At 64.6% G+C, this 16,587-nt stretch carries 17 protein-coding genes; 9 read left to right on the top strand and 8 right to left on the bottom strand.

Annotated elements, in window-relative coordinates:
- The first annotated feature begins 317 nt into the window (after positions 1-317).
- The gene (locus ACFFJG_RS01785) at positions 318-1,358 is read left to right on the top strand and encodes a DUF4192 domain-containing protein (protein ID WP_378516903.1); all 1,041 of its coding nucleotides are present in this window, start codon (positions 318-320) and stop codon (positions 1,356-1,358) included.
- Between the two features lie 199 nt (positions 1,359-1,557).
- The gene (locus tag ACFFJG_RS01780) at positions 1,558-2,574 is read left to right on the top strand and encodes an NAD(P)H-binding protein (protein ID WP_378516902.1); all 1,017 of its coding nucleotides are present in this window, start codon (positions 1,558-1,560) and stop codon (positions 2,572-2,574) included.
- 198 nt (positions 2,575-2,772) lie between these two features.
- Here ACFFJG_RS01780 and ACFFJG_RS01775 read toward each other — a convergent pair whose 3' ends face one another.
- The gene (locus ACFFJG_RS01775; protein ID WP_378516901.1) at positions 2,773-3,267 is read right to left on the bottom strand and encodes a DUF6998 domain-containing protein; all 495 of its coding nucleotides are present in this window, start codon (positions 3,265-3,267) and stop codon (positions 2,773-2,775) included.
- 304 nt (positions 3,268-3,571) lie between these two features.
- Between ACFFJG_RS01775 and ACFFJG_RS01770 the strand changes: the two genes are divergently transcribed.
- On the top strand, positions 3,572-5,107 hold the full coding sequence (locus ACFFJG_RS01770; protein WP_378516900.1) for a hypothetical protein: 1,536 nt from the start codon (positions 3,572-3,574) through the stop codon (positions 5,105-5,107).
- Between the two features lie 117 nt (positions 5,108-5,224).
- Here the strand turns inward: ACFFJG_RS01770 and ACFFJG_RS01765 are convergent, their stop codons facing one another.
- The gene (locus tag ACFFJG_RS01765; protein WP_378516899.1) at positions 5,225-5,632 is read right to left on the bottom strand and encodes a hypothetical protein; all 408 of its coding nucleotides are present in this window, start codon (positions 5,630-5,632) and stop codon (positions 5,225-5,227) included.
- Between the two features lie 183 nt (positions 5,633-5,815).
- Between ACFFJG_RS01765 and ACFFJG_RS01760 the strand changes: the two genes are divergently transcribed.
- Positions 5,816-5,992, top strand: a complete 177-nt coding sequence (locus ACFFJG_RS01760; protein ID WP_378516898.1) for a hypothetical protein — start codon at positions 5,816-5,818, stop codon at positions 5,990-5,992.
- Between the two features lie 138 nt (positions 5,993-6,130).
- On the opposite strand, the gene ACFFJG_RS01755 is transcribed toward ACFFJG_RS01760, so the two are convergent.
- The 4 genes from ACFFJG_RS01755 to ACFFJG_RS01740 all read right to left on the bottom strand — a co-directional run bounded on the left by ACFFJG_RS01755 (position 6,131) and on the right by ACFFJG_RS01740 (position 10,211).
- Positions 6,131-6,625, bottom strand: coding sequence for a hypothetical protein (locus ACFFJG_RS01755; protein ID WP_378516897.1), 495 nt, complete (start codon positions 6,623-6,625; stop codon positions 6,131-6,133).
- Positions 6,626-6,873: 248 nt separating this feature from the next.
- Complete coding sequence (locus ACFFJG_RS01750) at positions 6,874-7,518, bottom strand: class I SAM-dependent methyltransferase (protein ID WP_378516896.1); 645 nt, start codon at positions 7,516-7,518, stop codon at positions 6,874-6,876.
- A gap of 84 nt (positions 7,519-7,602) precedes the next feature.
- Positions 7,603-9,042: a HupE/UreJ family protein gene (locus ACFFJG_RS01745; protein ID WP_378516895.1), complete on the bottom strand. Its 1,440-nt coding sequence runs from the start codon at positions 9,040-9,042 to the stop codon at positions 7,603-7,605.
- Entirely contained in the window at positions 9,042-10,211 is a 1,170-nt protein-coding gene (locus tag ACFFJG_RS01740; RefSeq protein ID WP_378516894.1) for a DUF3500 domain-containing protein, read from the bottom strand. Before ACFFJG_RS01740 ends, ACFFJG_RS01745 begins: the two co-directional genes overlap by 1 nt.
- A 459-nt stretch (positions 10,212-10,670) precedes the next feature.
- On the opposite strand from ACFFJG_RS01740, the gene ACFFJG_RS01735 reads away from it, so the two are divergent.
- From ACFFJG_RS01735 to ACFFJG_RS01725, 3 genes are all read left to right on the top strand, one after another.
- Entirely contained in the window at positions 10,671-10,877 is a 207-nt protein-coding gene (locus tag ACFFJG_RS01735) for a DUF4177 domain-containing protein (protein ID WP_378516893.1), read from the top strand.
- A 180-nt stretch (positions 10,878-11,057) separates the two neighbouring features.
- Positions 11,058-11,741 carry an HNH endonuclease gene (locus ACFFJG_RS01730; RefSeq protein ID WP_378516892.1) on the top strand — a complete coding sequence of 228 codons (684 nt, stop codon included), beginning with the start codon at positions 11,058-11,060 and terminating at the stop codon, positions 11,739-11,741.
- Positions 11,742-12,149: 408 nt separating this feature from the next.
- A complete protein-coding gene (locus ACFFJG_RS01725) occupies positions 12,150-12,818 on the top strand; it encodes a hypothetical protein (protein ID WP_378516891.1) in 669 nt (222 codons plus the stop codon).
- A gap of 210 nt (positions 12,819-13,028) precedes the next feature.
- Here the strand turns inward: ACFFJG_RS01725 and ACFFJG_RS01720 are convergent, their stop codons facing one another.
- On the bottom strand, positions 13,029-13,922 hold the full coding sequence (locus ACFFJG_RS01720) for a DUF2971 domain-containing protein (protein ID WP_378516890.1): 894 nt from the start codon (positions 13,920-13,922) through the stop codon (positions 13,029-13,031).
- 138 nt (positions 13,923-14,060) lie between these two features.
- Entirely contained in the window at positions 14,061-14,966 is a 906-nt protein-coding gene (locus ACFFJG_RS01715; RefSeq protein ID WP_378516889.1) for a tyrosine-type recombinase/integrase, read from the bottom strand.
- Between the two features lie 154 nt (positions 14,967-15,120).
- Between ACFFJG_RS01715 and ACFFJG_RS01710 the strand changes: the two genes are divergently transcribed.
- Both ACFFJG_RS01710 and ACFFJG_RS01705 read left to right on the top strand, forming a co-directional pair.
- Entirely contained in the window at positions 15,121-15,939 is an 819-nt protein-coding gene (locus ACFFJG_RS01710) for a nuclease-related domain-containing protein (RefSeq protein WP_378516888.1), read from the top strand.
- A gap of 298 nt (positions 15,940-16,237) precedes the next feature.
- A partial coding sequence (locus ACFFJG_RS01705) for a hypothetical protein (protein WP_378516887.1) occupies positions 16,238-16,587 on the top strand: 350 nt, incomplete at its 3' end.

Below are 16,587 nucleotides of genomic sequence, written 5' to 3'. Positions count from 1 at the left end.
TCGCCGGAGACCACGCGACGGACCTAGGGAGTGGACCCCGAACCCAGGTGCCAGCTACTCGAAGGGAACGCCATGTCCGCCACCGCGTCAGAAGAGAGCCCCACAAGCACCGTCGATGCAGGCGACGCCCAGGGACGACCGCGACCCGGACCTCGCCGCCGAGACAGGCGCGCACGCCCGACACGGAGGACAGCGTCTGGGTGCACCAGGCCCACGCCGCACTGCTCCGGACTCCAACACGTCGTTGCGGCTCACGCCGGCGCCGCGACCTCGACGTCGTTCGGTGCCGACTCAGTCGTCGAGGTCGGGTGAACGTCATGGGGCCGGTCAAGCTCGTCGTCCGATCACCCGAGGAACTGCTCGCCGCAGTCCCACACATGCTCGGCTTCCAACCCGAGGAGTCCGTCGTCCTCGTCCCGTTCAGGCAGGGTCTCCCCAGCCTGCGCGTCGACCTCCCCACCACCACTCAAGCAAGGGCCGACGTCTGGGAAGCCATCCATGAGGGGCTCTACCGTCACGTGCACCCCGGCGCTCAAGTCGCCCTCATCTGCTTCACCCCCGACGACGCAAGCGCCGAACGCGCGAGCCGCCACCTGACCGCCCACCTCGAGACCATCGGTGTGACGACTCAGCTGCGCTTGCACGCACACGCAGACACCTGGCGCGACCTCGACACCGGCCGAACCGGATCGCTCGCCACCTCCGCGACCGACCGGCTGGCGGCACAGATGGTCCTCGCCGGGGCCGCACAACCGGTCAGCAGTCGGCAAGCGCTCGCCGCCTCGCTCGTCGGCGATCGAGATCCCGTGGCCAAGGTCCTTACTGGCGTTCGCGCAGCAGCATCGAAGAACACGGTGCTGGCTGAACGCAGCTGGGCGCACGCACAACTGCAGCAGTTTCATGTTGACGGCAACCGCCTGTCCGACACCGACAGTGCACGAATGCTCGTCGCCGTCGAAGACATTGGTACCCGCGACGTGCTCTGGTCCAACATGACCCGACAGAACGCACCGTCGCACGTCGCCCTGTGGAGCGACCTGACCCGCCGCGCCCCAGACTCAGTCCGCGCGGCGCCATCGATGCTGCTCGCGTTCAGCAGCTGGCTCCGCGGAGACGGAGCCCGCGCCTGGTGTGCCCTCGACCAGATCCCCCCAGGACCGCCCTACTCCATGGCCGCCCTCGTCGCCTCTGTACTGGAACACGGCCTTCATCCCCGAGAGTGGGAACGCCTGAACACCCAGATGCGCGACGCTGCCACTGACATCGACGAATCAGTCGCCCATCCATGGCCCTGCCGACACGAACGAGAAGTCCCTCGATCAGAGCCCACGTCGTACAGGCGTGGGCACTCTCGTTGAGTCCGGGGCATTATCGGTCCTGGGAATCAGGCCACCCCGGCTAGCGGCGCAAAGACGCGCTGGTCGCCGCAGTTCGGATCGTCACGCCGCTAGCTACGTCCATTCGGACTACCTCGCCTTGCCTCTACGACGGGAGGGTTGCGGTCTCGCGGCGCCGGTCGGAGCAGTCTGTTGCGACACCGCCTCTACGTTGGGGTCTATGACACCCCCGCCCGCCGCATCGTCGCTGCCTACCGACGAAGCGGCTGCTCCCCGCCTCAAGCGCGTGCTCGTCACCGGCGCCACGGGCTACGTCGGGTCACGGCTCATTCCTGAGCTGCTCGAGCATGGCCACATCGTCCTGGCTGCGAGCAGGTCGGAGTCGGGCACTGCTGACTATCCGTGGGACGACGAGGTCGAGACCCGCGAGATGGATGTGTCCGACCCCACGCAGGTCGCAGCAGCGGTCAAGGACGTTGATGCCGTCATCTACCTCGTCCACTCCATGGATGTCGGCGACTTCGCGCGCAAGGACCGCCAAGCAGCCGAAGACATGGCCTCCGCATGCACCGAGGCCGGGGTACGCCGCGTCATCTACCTCTCCGGGCTCGTACCGAACGGGGAGCTGTCTGAACACCTCCGCTCGCGCCAAGAGGTCGAACAGGTGTTGCTGGACGCACCAGTGCCAGCGATCGTGTTGCGGGCTTCCATGGTCATTGGCGCCGGGTCCACGTCCTACGAGCTGCTCAAGCGCCTCAGCGACCGAGTGCCGCTCCTGACCCCTGTCCCGGCATGGATGCGTTCACGCATTCAACCCATTGCAGTCGAGGACGTCGTGCATCTCATCGTCTGCGCCCTCCAGGCACCCGACATGAACACCCACCTCGACGTCGGCGGCCCCGACGTTCTCACCTACCCCGAACTCCTCGCCACGTACGCCGACGTCGCCGGCCTGCGCCGCCGCAGGTTCCTCGTCCCTGGCCTCCCCACCAGGCTCGTCGGCCGCGCGTGCGCCGCGATCGCACAGATGCCGGTCGCCGAGGTGGTCACCCTCATTGCCAGCCTGCGCCACGACATGGTCTGCGGCAACGATCAGTTCCGACACGAGCTGCTCGAACCCGACTATGCGCTCGTCGGGGTCGAAGAGGCACTGCGGCGTTCTCTGGCACCCGATACCGGATCCGGTACTTCCCACCGCGGCGACGTCCAAGCCGCTGCAGCCACCGACCCCGCCTAGACCACCGACTCGCGGACGTTCGTGCCCGCCAATCACTTCTCGGCGTAGGTAACTGCGACCGCTGACACCACCGGGTGTAGGTCCCTGCGCCCGAGCAAGACCCTCACCCAGCCCTCCCTTGCACACAAGGGCGCTAGATTCCGGTGTACCTGACTCGCGGTGCTATGACGCGCTGTAGCGATAGTGGCTACCCACGCTCTAGTCCAGGTGCTCCATCACAGCTTGCAGTCGAGAAGTGATGTCCATGGTCCCAGCTACATCTGCGAAGCGCGTCTTGGTGTTCACTCGGGCGGCAGTTGCCCCCACGTGAGGGACTGGCGCGGCTAGCGCTTGAACACCAGCCGCAGGCACCTCCCACGCCTGCATCACGTCGTACGAATAGGCGTCGAACGTTATGAAGACGCACACGTCGAAGTCCCAACTTCGAAATGGCGAGTACTGCTGCGTGCCTTTGGAGTCTGGGACGACGAGCCTGCACTTCACTTGGATCTTCCGCCCATCCTTCCCGCGCACGTCCCAGCTCTTCTCCGACGGTGGCGCGAGCTCACCGTCGTAGGCGATGCTCACCAAGAACTCAGCGATGTCACCGACCGGTGCGTTCCGGGATCGCGTCACCCCACGCTCGACGAGCTCCGTGAGGATGGAGGCGTATGTCTGGAGAAGTACGCGGGAACTCATGTCGGCGATGTCCATGCGGTGAGTCTGCTCGACCGGAACGGACCAGTCTGCGGAAGCTGAAACAGGCAACGGCTCACGCGGCGGAATGGACTAGGTCCAGGTGTCACCACTTCGTTACCTCCCCACCCGTCGTCGGGGAAGTGCGAACGCTTGATGGGGATCGCGACGTCGATGTCGCGGGCGGCTGAAGTCGACGAGGACGCGGACCCAATCGGTGCAAGTGGTCTACCCACTATTCGCCGGCACATCGCCGCTGGGCCTGGATGCTCGGCGCGCGCGATCCCAGGCCCTGTGGGTCACGGTGTATACCGTGCCGCGGGTGAGCAGTGAGGTGCCCCGGCACGCGCGCGTGGTCCTTCCTTCCTGGCTGTACGGAGGAGACCCCTCCGCCCTGCTGGACGAGGCGAACGTCGAGGTGCGTCGTGACCGCGCTACGGGTGAGTGGACGGTTCAGACGTCAGAGAGCTACTTGCGCCAAGACCCGAACCTGATTTCCTATCGCCACATCGCAGGTCCGACGGTGCATCAAGAGGACTTCGCCTACCTCAGTTCGCGCACGGACCTGATCGAGCATCTATCCGATGAGTCGACTGATCGGCAGGTGCAGAAATGGCACGAGGAGCTGGAGCGCACCCGCAATCCGGTGCACGCTCTTGAGTTGATCCGTATCGACACACTCACGGTGCCAACACATGAGCTCGGCGCCCGAGTCGAGCACCACTTCAGGGATCTTCGCGAAATCGGCGTCGAGAGCGATCCGGACCAAAAGGTCTTCGCGAACGCCGGCGTCCACCTGATGGAGCGTTCAGAGGCACTCACGTGGCGATTCAAGCTGCCCATGATGTTGGCCCAGATCTCGCAGGACGAGCGGATGCAGGCAGGCGACATCACCCACCTGATGCGGGCGTTCGAGACCCAACACTCAGCGTTCCGAACGGCACTAGGTCTCTCTGACGGGCTCTTCTCGATGGACGCCTACTTGGGGCCACTGCTCGGTGCCCTAGCCCCGTCCGTTTGGGGCTTCGCCGTCCCGCGTACGTTCGGCACGGTCGTGTATTCGCTCGGCCAACCCCTGGCGGGGACTACCGGCCGGGCCGAAGAGATGCTCCACCTCATTGGCGTTCCGGGAGCCAACCGGGCACTGGCGGTTCCCCAGCTCGCGCCTGCTGCTGCACACAGTGCCATCAACTGGTGGGCTACAGCATTGGACCGGATGTTCGGCGTGCTCTCGAACTTCGCCGTCTTCACTGGCCGCGACGGTATCTACCGCGCGGACAAGCACATGCAAGCCATCCTGACGGTCGAGCAGCTCTTCAGGCGTACTGCCTCGGCGCTCACCTCAGATCGCGACATCAATGCCCGGCGTGTGCTGGCCTTCACCGCGCTGGACACCGTTGACCGGCTGACGGCGGTGAAGCTTGAGAAGCTGGCCGATCCTCGCCACGCCTCCAAGACCTTGCAGCGGATGCGTGACGAGCTGCCATCAGCCGGTGCCGAAGTGCTACTGGATGCGGCGGGTCGTTCCGTGCAAGCGCTGCACGAGCTTCGCGACGGATTCTTCGTGCACAAGCTTCTCGGATCTAGCCAGTTGCGACTCGTCTACGGCGACGGGTCGACGCTCGCGATGGACCAGGACGACGCCACTGCGTTCTACGTCAAGGCTCTTCGCGATGCGACCCACGGCCACGGGTCCAACAAAGCCAACGCGCGCGACCGGACTGCAGCGCTCCTCGCCCAGCACGACGGCAACGTTCCGCACGATATCGGACTCCTGCCCCTGCTCTACCTCGTTGAGATTCTGGCGACACCCGGACGACTCCGGCAGGTGCTCCACACGTGGTCACGCAGCTCGTAGATGCGTGGATGCCCGAGCCGCACTCCCGACAAGGGCATCGAGTTCCCCAAGACAGTGGCCACGTGCCGGGCAGTATGAGCAGGACGATCGGGTAGATGGCGGCGGAGTGGGTCACCGTCAGGAACGCAACAAGTCCACGTGAGCGTCGGTCCACGAGACATAAGAGTCGACTGACATTAGCTCGACGGACGATGAGGTCCCGGGCTTGACAGTCACGCTGCCGAACAGCTCACCAACGTTCTGGTCACCCTTGAACAGATCCACCGTCACCAGGACGTCCTGATACGTGGCGCTCGGGTTGTCGATCGAGATCGTGCCGGCGAACTTGCCGGCATCCCCTTGTTGGACCTTCAGGTCGCTGAAGTCGGAGTCGGTGCCGCTAACGGTCCCCGCCCCGCCTCCTCCGAGCGCGTCGGGGATCGGTATGGGTTCGCGACCGGTGAAGCCTGACCAAGCTATGTAGCTCGACACGACGAACGTGCAAACAAGGAGAACCGCGAAGGCTCTCTTGATGCGTTTGATCATCTGTGGACCTTCGCTCGAGATTGACCAGCACATGATGTCGCGGGCGGTCCATGAGCGCTGGAGATTGGGGCATCTCGGGCTACGCGGCTCGCGGCGTTTTGACGCTGTTCGAGACAGTTGCGGATCAACTGCCACATCCTCGAGGCAATATCGACGGGCGGACCCAGTTGTATCCTCGGTCCAATGGCTGGCGAGTTCGATGACCCGGGTGAAGCTTCCGAGCGGACGCTTGCCGAGATCATCGCCGACCTCACTTGGGAGGACATCGTCGCTGACGGCGTCACCACGACCGAAGAGATCGATGCGGCTCTCCGCGCAAGGGGTCTGGACCCAAACCGGTACGACTACCTGTACGAGTGAGCCGTACGGCGAATGCCACGACCACGCACCGACCTGTTGTGGCATGCACCGCGACCACCATGGCGGCGGAATGCCGCGTGTCAGAGTCGGTCACGAGCGAGACCTCGATCGTCTTGGGCCTTTGCCGGCGAGAGATCGTCAACGGATCCGACGCACCTGGTAGTCGATACGACCGAAGGTTTTGGTGGTCATCGGGCTAATCGGGCCCTGTAGCGTCAAGAGTTCCTGTTCTCGATCGGCCAACGTCGCAGACAGTGTCGAGACAGTCCCCACCCGGACACTGTCTGCGTCCGCCAAGATCATGGAGACCTCGAACATCGCCGGACCTCCAGCGAAGTTCGTGAGCGTCACTGCCGTCACAGCGCGTCGCCCAGCGACCACGTTCACCTTGTCCCGGCTGGCAACCTTTAGCATCCAATCGGGACCCTTGAGGAAGAGCTTCTTGACCTCTTTCTCAATCTCAGCCCGACGAGCAGCCTCCTTCTGCGCGTTGAGCTCGGCCTGCTGCTGCTTGAACTCGGGACGTGAAGTTGCATACGCGGCCCAAAAACAGAACCCGACGAAGAGCACTATGAAGATGGTTCCGACCACTGAGACCTCGTTCCAGACGGCGACCCGCCGAGGATCGCTCACGTATGCGCACCAGATCCTCTCCCGCGGCTACTTGATCTGTCCGCGAAAGTGGGTGCGAATGGCGACCGACGTCCGCTAGCTCGAAGGTCAACGTGGGTCGTCGATCCCTACCAGAACCGTCTCGAGATGAAGCGGGGTCGGCCGTCTCTTACTTATGGCCGCTGGCCCGAGGAAGAGATCGGTTCGCGGCCCGGCACTACACGCTAGGCGGCGAAAGGACGCAACGCGGCTTCGACCCAAGCTCAAGGTCACTCTGGTTTGCGCGCAAACCACACAGCGTTTGTCGCCGGTTGTTCGGCACCGAGCTCGACGGTCGCCTCCATCTGCAAGCCACATTGACTCAGCAGATCTGCGTACTCCTTTGCAGGCCGCCGGACGAACCAGACCCTCATTGGAGTTCCGCCGTACCCCGCGGTCTTGATGTACGAGCCCTCGCCGGTGTGTCCGCCAATCATGATGAGACCACCGGGCCTCGTCACTCTGGCGAGTTCCGTCAAGCTTCCGAGCAAGTCCTGATCGGGCACGTGATGCAACACGTACCAACAAAACAAGCCCGCGATCGATGCGGACTGAAGTGGAATCGCGGTGAGGGCTGCACCAAACACGCGAGCGCTGCCATCGTCACCCGCCGCCAGCTTGAGCATGCTCGTGGACACGTCAAAGCCGTAGGCATCGAGGCCCCTGGACCTGAGGTCGCGTGTCAGCACTCCTGGACCACATCCCGCATCGAGAACGGGCCCGCCACCCGAGCGTTGGATGTCATTGGCGAAGTAGTCCAGAAGACGGTCCTCGAATGCCTGTCCCTTGAGTCCTTCAGCCACGACATCCGCGTAGCGAACCGACACTCGGTCGTACGACTCGCGTGTTGCGCGAAGCCAGTACTCGTCAGCCATGGCAACACCATAGGGACGACACTGACAAGCCGCGCAGCTCCTTGTGCCCACACCGACAGGCGGCGGATAGACGCAGTCGTCGCGTCAGATCTGGTGTTGATGTTTCGGGGCGTAAGGGTCGCCTGGTTGGTGGGATGTTCCAAGCGCGTGAGCCGCTGGATCTGGCACGTTGCCCGCTAGTCGACCTCGGGTTCGGGAGGCGCGCTGACTGCTTCTCCGGGGTGCTCGCTTTCCTGGCGCTGCAATGGATCTGGCGATGGCGAGGAGCCACAGTGCGACGACGAGCGGTATCGAGAGCGTGCCGAGCTCGTCGGCGAGGTTGCCGATCGGGTTGGTGGCCCCGAGGCGGGCGGCGAGCCATCCCAGTGCGGCGGTGCCGGTCGCTGCGGCAGCTACGACGCGCAGGCGCTGGTAGCTGTTGGTGCGGGCGAGCAGGAGCAGGGGCGGCAGCACGAGCGCGACCACGATGAGCTGCATGGCCTCGATGCCGACGTTGAAGCCGAGGAGGGCCAGCACGAGGTGCGGCCCGGACAGGTCCAGTGCGCGCAGGGTCTCGGAGAACGCCAGCCCGTGCACCAGCCCGAATGCGCCTGCGACCAGCGCCTCGCGCCCCGGGAAGATCGGGCGAACCGCGTGGATGGCTGCGACGAGGATGCTGAGGGCGATGGCGGCCTCGACCAGACGTTGTGGGGCGGGGAGTCCGAGCGCGCCGAGCGCCAAGGTCAGCGAGTGGCCGAGCGTGAAGGAGAGCGTGATCGCACCGATCCGGCGCACGGCGGTGCTGGTCGGCACGAATAGGCCCCAGCGCCGGCGTACCGCCAGCAGCGGCGCCGGGAGCAGCAGGGTGAGCAGGAAGAGCTGGTGGTCGGTGCCGTCCTTGATGTGCTGCATCCCGAGGCGGACCATGTCGAGGAACGCCGCGCGGCTGGTGCCGGAGGTGAGGTCGACGTGGAGCTCCTCGACCGTGTTCGTGACGGTGCTCCGCTGGACGGTGCCGACCTCGTAGGCGCCGCTGAAGTCGTCGTCGGTGGTGTCGGACTCGATCGTGACGATGGTGACGTGGGTCGCGACCTTCTCGACGACGGCGTCGTAGCCGAGGTTGAACGAGCTCTCCTCCTCGGCGGTGTCGCTGCCGGCAGGCGGGGAGAGGGTGAACGTCGTCTCGAGCGCCTGGTAGGTCCCGGTGGTCGCGGTGTCGCCGGTGGTCTCGACGACGAGGTCGCCTTCCGTGACGGTCCAAGCGGTGCCGTCGTTGCTGGTCGGGGTGAAGTGCTTGAGAAGGTAGGCCTCGATGGCGGTCGCGGCGGCGTCGACGTCTGCCTGCGTCTCGTCGCCCAGGTCGATGCCGGCTGCGGCCGCGAGGTCGTCGAGAGGGATCTCGACTGTGGCGACGATGTTCGTGTCGGTGACGGCGAGCTCGATCGTCGAGGTGGGTACGACGTGTGCTGAGGCCGGTACGGCGAGCGCCAAGACCGCGACGATGCAAGCGAACGCCCCGACCAGCGTGCGACGCAGCCAAAGCATCAACCCTGGGTCCCGCCGTAGTCGGTCACTCGGTCGCGCCACACCGAGTGGGGGTGGTTGCCGGAGAGGACGATGCCGCGCTGCATGGAGAACTCGATCCAGACCGACGGCCCGTCGATGCGCACGTAGTCGTTCTGTTCGGTGAGCGCGGTGGTGCCTGAGTAGGCGACGTAGGTGTCGTCGAGCTCGGACTCGTAGGTCGCGAGGATGGTCTCAGCGTCGTCGTCGGCGATGTCCTGGACGTAGGTGGCGATGGCGGCGAGGACGAGCTTCTTCTCGGCGCTGGTCAGGTTCACGGCTTGGACTCCGAGCTTGTCGGTGGGGAAGGCCCAGTCCTGGCCGGGACCGAGGACCAGGTCGCTGTAGACGTCGGACAGCTGCGCGGAGGTGAGCGCGTCGCCCGACAGTCCGGCGAGCATCGCCTCGAACGCGGCCTCCTTGACGCCCATCACGTCGTAGCTGGTGGCGTCCTGGGTGAAGTCGCCGTTGGGCTCGACACCTCGGAAGGACGGTGTGGCGCCCACGAGCTTGCCGTCGACGTAGGTGTTGGCGACGGCGAGGTGGTGGCCACCGAATTGGAACTCCCAGGTGCCGGAGTCCTGTGGGCTTCCGAGCAGCGCGACGTAGTAGTTGGCGCGGCCGTAGTCGTCACCGCCCCCGTTGGCTGCCAGGTAGTCGTCGGCCGCGAGCTGGGCGACGACCTGGTCGTACCCGAGGCCGGTTGCCGATCCGGTGGCAGCCTTGAGGACGGCGTTCAGTGCGCTGGTCTGGTCGTCGTCGAGCTCGCCGATGCTCAAACCCACGCGGGCGCCGTTGCCCCCACCCGGGCCACCGCCCATGCCGCCAGCCAACAGACCCTGGGGGAGGTTGGACCACTTCGCTGCGTTCTCGAGGCTGTAGTCGAGCAGAGTGGTGGCCTTTTGGTCGTCGGTCAGGGTGTCGTAGAACGCCTGCGCCAGAGCAGCGACCGAACCGGTAGCCGCCGTACCCGTAGCGGTCGCCGACGACGACGCCGAGGCGCTGCCGGACGTCGTAGAAGGGCTGGACGACGTGGTCGAGCCGGAGTCAGAGGCGCATCCGGCCACGGTGGCGACCGCGACTGCGGAGAGTCCACCCAGCACCCAGCGCCGGGACAAGGAACGTCGGGCAAGTGGAGGTTCAGAAGTCATGCCGGAAACGTAGGCAGTGCGGTTTGGAGGTTCCGGTGGACCCGCTGTGATCTCTCTGTGAGCGATCCAGTTCCGCTGAACATCAGTGCATAGGGCATTGGGCACAGCTCACCGGGCGACGCTTCTCGACTGTGGATCGCGGTCGTTGTGAGAACGACCGTTCCCACCCTCGAAGTCATCGCAATCGATGCTCTCCGGCCCCACGTCCAGATCCGCTACCCCCGACGCGGCGGTTTGACGCAGGTCTGGTCAAGTCCAGCGCAGGGACCGCGGCGCCTGACGAATGGCGGTATGTCTGCGGACCTCAAGCGGACCAGGTGCGGCGCGCGATGGAAGATCGTCGACCAGGCGTGGCCTGTTGACACCTGAAAGGCCTGCGGCCTCCATCACAACCGTGTAGAAAGTGTCGGCCCAGCGGCACTCGCCGTGCGGCAACGTCACGACAGGGGAGACACGCACATGGAGTACGTCGTCATTCAAGTCACGCTCAAAGAGAAGTTCCTTGGCACTGGGTCTGGCAATCTGCCTGAGCTTGAAGGCGCGATCAACAAGCAAGCGTCGAAGGGCTACCGGCTGCACACAATCACCACCTCGTCGGCGAAAAGCAGTGGTTTCGGTGGCGGGGACCGCATCCAAGCGACCATGGTGTTTGAAAAGCTCGTGTGAGGCTTCGGAGCGGTGCCCGCTGCGCGACATCTCACGTCGCCGTGGGCGCCGTTTCAGCCAGAGCTGACTGTGCGCGTGATCGCGGCGCAATGGGCTAGGTACACCCGGCCGGGACGTTGGTAGCGGCTCCGATTGTCGGTTTCCGACCGCTCGGGACAAAACTGCGCCTACGGTTCGGACATGGCTCAACTACTCAAGGAAGCGCAGGGCGTCGGCATCTCGACTGTTCGTCGCGGCGAGTTCTATGACCCTTACGGCGGGATGCGTGACATGGGCTACCTGCCGCAAGAACTTGGCCTCGATCCGGATGAATGCGCCGACTTTGAGCCGCCAGAGCCTACGCGTGTGGGTGCCGCCGACCTTGCGTTCGAAGAGATCGAGGCACTCATGGATGCCGGAACCCTGTTCCACGTGTCTGCGGGTGGGTCCAGCTGCTATTTCCGTGACGACACCATGCGACTGTCGATGCTGGAGCCAGTGAGGGTCTGCGGGAACCACAAGACGGATGTCTGGATCTATCAGGGCCGCGTCTTCACGAGTACAGACCATGCCTTGAGTAGCCAAGACGTTCTCGCGCTGGTCAACGAGTCGGCGAACCGGCGGCGATTGAGGTTGGCGAAGGCACACGCGGCTAGCGCATTGGTCGAGGGCGGAGACTCCCGAAGGACCAGGCCGTCAATTCCAAGTGAGGTCAAGATTAACGTCTGGCAACGAGATGGGGGCCGGTGCGTGGAGTGTGGCTCGAACGAATCGCTGGAGTTCGACCACATCATCCCGTTCTCGATGGGGGGCTCCAGCACCATGCGCAACTTGCAACTCCTGTGCGAGCCCTGCAATGGACGGAAAGGTGCGACGCTTGGCTAGTCAAGTGCCTTAGTAATCGGCATCGGCTGAGACAACGGGACTGATCGATGGTGTGGGGCACGCTCACGCGGCGGAATGGGCTAGTTGGCGGTGATAGCGAAAATGGTTCGGTCCTGCAGGTCGATGAGCGCCGACGGAACCATAGCTAGATCGAACTTGCGAAGGTGTACCAGCGACCAACGCTGATGAGGACCCAAGCGAGAATATCGAGGTCGGCACGGCCGTCGCGTTCGACTGCCACTCGCTCGCTCCGCTTCGATGCTGCCGTCGCGCGGGCTCTCAGTCGACCGCTCTCCACCCATAGCCACCTCACGGCTTGGATTGTGCTGCCGAGCGCAACGAAGAGCGCCCCGACGGCCACCGGGGTGACTTGCATGTGCCAGACGTTCTCACATCTACGCTTTGGACATGCCGCAAACCGTCCCCGAGTTGCTCAATCACCTAGACGAACAACTTGCGTTCATCGACGCATCCTGCAGCGCCTTTGATGACGGAATCGAATATGAGTGCAAGCGGCTAGCCACTCACGTCCGCACGTTGGTGCACGACACCGGCAGGAGCAGAAGCCTGCTTGCGCTGCTTCAGGCCAAGGACCGTCTCTGGTTTCACGACTCCATCGCCGCCAAGCGAGAGCGGATCTCGGCCTTCCGTGCAGCGGGTGCGATACCTGCGTTCATGGGAGGCTTGATGATCGTCGAGATGGGAGACCAGGGAACGCGTTACGTCCCGCACGGACTAGAACCGTCGACATCAGACGAGTTGCGCATGACGCGGTTCGAAGAGTGGTGGCGCGAGCCGGCGATGTTTCCAACCTCGGGTCCTGCAGCTACGAGGTACGACCTCATGGACTGGCTCGCCCACAAGGACGGCGGCTCGCACATTGATGAACTACCGCCTACCTACGTCGCCCTCACCACAGGTAACGCCATGGGCGCACGTTTCGACGTCCCTGCGGGCCTTGCTCCGGCTCGGAATTCGCCCATCCCTGCTGCCATGCGTCAGATCGCTGAAGAACTGCGTCGGTCACTCCGCGACCAGCGGGCCCTAATCGACACCGCGGCCACACTGGTCGACTGACTGCCGATCAGAGGTCGCTGTAGGTGTGGTCGACCCTGCTCGTCATCCAAGACGTCGGCAGGCGACGGTGTGACGCGCGGACACGGCGTCCGCGGTCCAGGCGCAGAAGCCCAACGAGTGGAAAGGGATCTGAGTGCTTCAGCCACAACCTTTGTTCACTAGCCGCCGGACGGCAGCGGACGCAAATTCACCAATTCGCTCTCAGGTGCGTCACCAGGCACGGTAGCTGCCGTCGCCGGGACTGACGCCGTGGGAGACCGTGTTGAGGCGTGACGACGCGAAAAGACCGAGTGCCTTCGTGGCCAGCGATTGATCTGAGGTAGGGCCGCATATCGCGTGGACTGCAGCACTATCCATCCTGTCGATGGCGAAGCGGAACTTGACATAGGGAATCAGCGAGCTGGTGCCCTCGCGGAATTCCCACACCGCGTGGGTACCATCTCGCTCTTCTCTAACGAGGCGCCACTCCTGCTCGGCCATAAAAGAGCCATGCTTCATAAGCGGTGCGTGCTTGGTCAGATGGTCGATCCACCGGGAAGCCAGAAGTTGCGCTTGGTCGTCGGCAGAGTCCTTGTTCGCGCCAGCTCGGCGCACGAGCGAGTCGATCAGCCCGTTTACCCAGTCCGCCACATCCGTGCCATACGTGACCGGCGCAAGCGACCACCCGTCTTGGTGCGCCTTCTCGGTCAAGGTCGCAGTGTCAAAGGCAATAGAGTACGCATCTCCGGGCCTTGTGTAGCCACGCCACAAGCTTAGGTCATTCCCGTGAGGAGTGAAGGACGCGGCAAAGATGTTTGGCGCACCTTTGTTCAGTCGAGCATCGATGGCCGCTGCGATCTGCTCGTAGATTGGTGAATGCTTCCGCAACGAGTCCAGCTTCCTGTGAGTGCCCAGTCGCCTCGGGTCTCGGACGCCCAACGCTTGGGCCGCGAGGTCAAACACGAATAGGTACTCCTGCGAGTCGTTCAGGAACGCACAGTGTGTCGCCCACAGTTCTCCATGGCCGAGCATTCCAAGGAGTCCACGCGCGCTGGTGTAGTGGTAAAGAAGCTTCGGAACCTGAAGTTCGGTACCAGTTGCGTGCGGGGCAGGGAACTGTTCCATGAATCGCAGTGAACCATGACGACCAGCGACCGTTGGGAGCGCACGACAAGCACGCGCACGCTGCCCGGCCAGCCGTCCCCCTTACGGCGCCGCAATCGAGGCAGTCGCGTTCGCTTCGGCTGCATTGCGTCCGATCATTCAGACGCCGGCGACGTACGCGGTGAGGAAGTGGACGCCGTGGCGGTCGAGGTTGCCGCGGGCGCGGTCGTAGTGCTCGGTGGTACGTGGGTCGGAGTGCCGGGCTAGGATCTGCGCATCGCGTAGCGGGACGCCGGCGTCGAGGGCGTTGGTGATGGCGGCGTGGCGTAGCGAGTGTGGGCTGACGTGGCGTGGGATGGCTGCTGCTTTCGCGATGCGGGCGACCATCCGGTAGACGTCGCGGCGATCGATGGGGTTGCCGGACACGGGTCGCAGGATGAGTCGGCCCTCCACCCGATCACCTCGGCAGGCTTCGAGGACCCGCAGCACAGGAACGGTGATGGGCATGGTGGCGGGCTTGTCGCCCTTCCCGACGAGGTGGATTACTCGGTGTCCGCGGAGGGTTTCGGCGTAGTCCTCGATCCGGACCGCGGCCGCTTCGGATGCGCGCAGGGCGTTGATGCCGAGGAGGAACGCCAGCGCGCCGTGGTGGACGGTGAGGGTCTGGGCGACTTGGAGGAAGCGAATGAGCTCGAGGCGGTCCAGCCCTTGGGTGCGCGATTCGTCGCGATGAACTCGTGGGAGGCGCGCGTAGACGGCCGGGTCGGAGACGATGAGTCCGTCGATGTGGGCGTACCTGAAGTACCCGCGGACGGCGTGCATCGAGGTGACCACGGAGGACGCCATTAGCCCGGCTTGTCCGAGGTGTCGGATGTAGAGCTCGATGTGGGCGCGCTGGATCCCGATCAGCGGGTCGAGTGCGTTGGTCTCGCACCAGGCGAACCAGCGCCGCAGTTGGGAGGAGTACAACGTGTGGGTGTGCCCGGAGTAGCGGGCAAGGTACGACACCGCAGCGAGCTGGGCTGGCGTCATGGCATCGGGTTGGAACGGCAGAAGCGTGTTCATGAATGGCACCTGGCGGAATCGGCCAAGCCTCGCCCCTGGTCCGCCGAACGAGGACGAGGCACTTGCCCGACGCTAAGACCGCAAAGGCTTGACGAGCGCTGCCACCTTCGGCAATGCGCGGACCTAGTCGGCGGTCGGCGGCTACGGTCCAGGCGTGGACGACGCGACGGCTTCAGCCGAGAAGCGCATGCGTCTGCGGTACGCCGGCGCGTGCCGGGTCTGCGACGCGACGCTGCCTGCGAAGACTGAAGCCGTCTACGACCGAGAGAGCAGAACCGTCCGCTGCCTGACCCACGAACGCGACGCGCCGGAGCCGGACACCGAGGTTGATATCGGTGAGGCTGGGAGTTCCGCGCGACGCGAGTTCGATCGTCGCAAGGCCGGCCGCGAGAAGCGCATCCGAGCCAAGCATCCGAAGCTCGGCGGTCTCATCCTGGCCCTCAGCGACGATCCGCAGTCCACGACAGCGTGGGCCACCGGAGCCGTCGGCGAAGAACGCCTCGGTGGCCGCCTGAACTCCCTGCAGTCCGAGACATGCCTGGTCCTCCACGACCGACGCGTACCCGGCAGCCGCGCGAACATCGACCACCTGGCTGTGACACCCACGGGCGTCTACGTGATCGACGCGAAGAGGTACAGCGGACGCCCGCAGCTTCGGGTCGAGGGCGGGCTCCTGCGCCCACGGGTAGAACGACTGATCGTCGGCCGCCGGGAGTGCACCAAGCTGGTCGACGGAGTACTCAAGCAAGTCGGAATGGTCAGCACCACCATCGGTGACCAGACCCCGGTCCATGGCGTCCTTTGCTTCGTCGACGCCGACTGGCCGCTGATCGGCGGGGCATTCACCACACGCGACGTCCAGGTCCTCTGGCCTAAGCGACTGCAATCGACCCTCACGTCACCCGGGACACTCGACGCTCAGTCCATCGAACGAGTGCACCGCGAACTCGCAAGGGTCCTACCGTCAGCGTGACGGTAAAGAGGGCACGCGGCGGAATGCCGCACTCATCGCGCGAGATGGGAGCACGCGCGAACTCTCATCGCCTAACGGCGGCGAGGATGGCTGGGTGCTGTTAAATGCACGGGAGCCAGCGGGTTGTCCGCTGCGTCGAAGGGGGATTGCCAGGGTGCCTGATGAGATCTACCGCTCACCCGCGGCCGCCACTGTGGCCACGGGTATCGCGTGGGTATGCGCCGTCCCCGTTCTGGGACTGGCCGGGTGGCTTGCGTCTACTTCTAGCGCGGGGGCGTTCGGGGCCATATTCTTGTTCGTGATCGGGCTGGTTGTCGGCGCTATCCCGTACATCTTTGTGGTGCCGGTGCTCCAACGGCCGTTCAAGACGAAGGCGGCACGAGCCGATGAACGTGCCGAAAGCCGAGCGATCTCCGAGAAAGCGCGCAAGGAGCGGGAAGCGGCCAAGGTCGCACTGAAGGTCGTACCCGTCGCGCGGTGGCGGGGCCTTGCTTACATGACGCGAGCGGCAGAGGTGCGGGCGTCATGTCTTCGATGCGGCAAGGAGTGGAACATCGAGGGCAAGGTGGCCAACACCATCGCCGACACGCAAAATCTCGGTAACCGCCTCATCCGGGGTGGCACCCAGACAGAGCAGCTCGGGGCCAC

Origin of the sequence: Nocardioides zeicaulis (assembly GCF_042432345.1) — a bacterium.
GTDB lineage: Bacteria > Actinomycetota > Actinomycetes > Propionibacteriales > Nocardioidaceae > Nocardioides > Nocardioides zeicaulis.
This window is presented reverse-complemented; position numbering and strand designations above follow the sequence as displayed.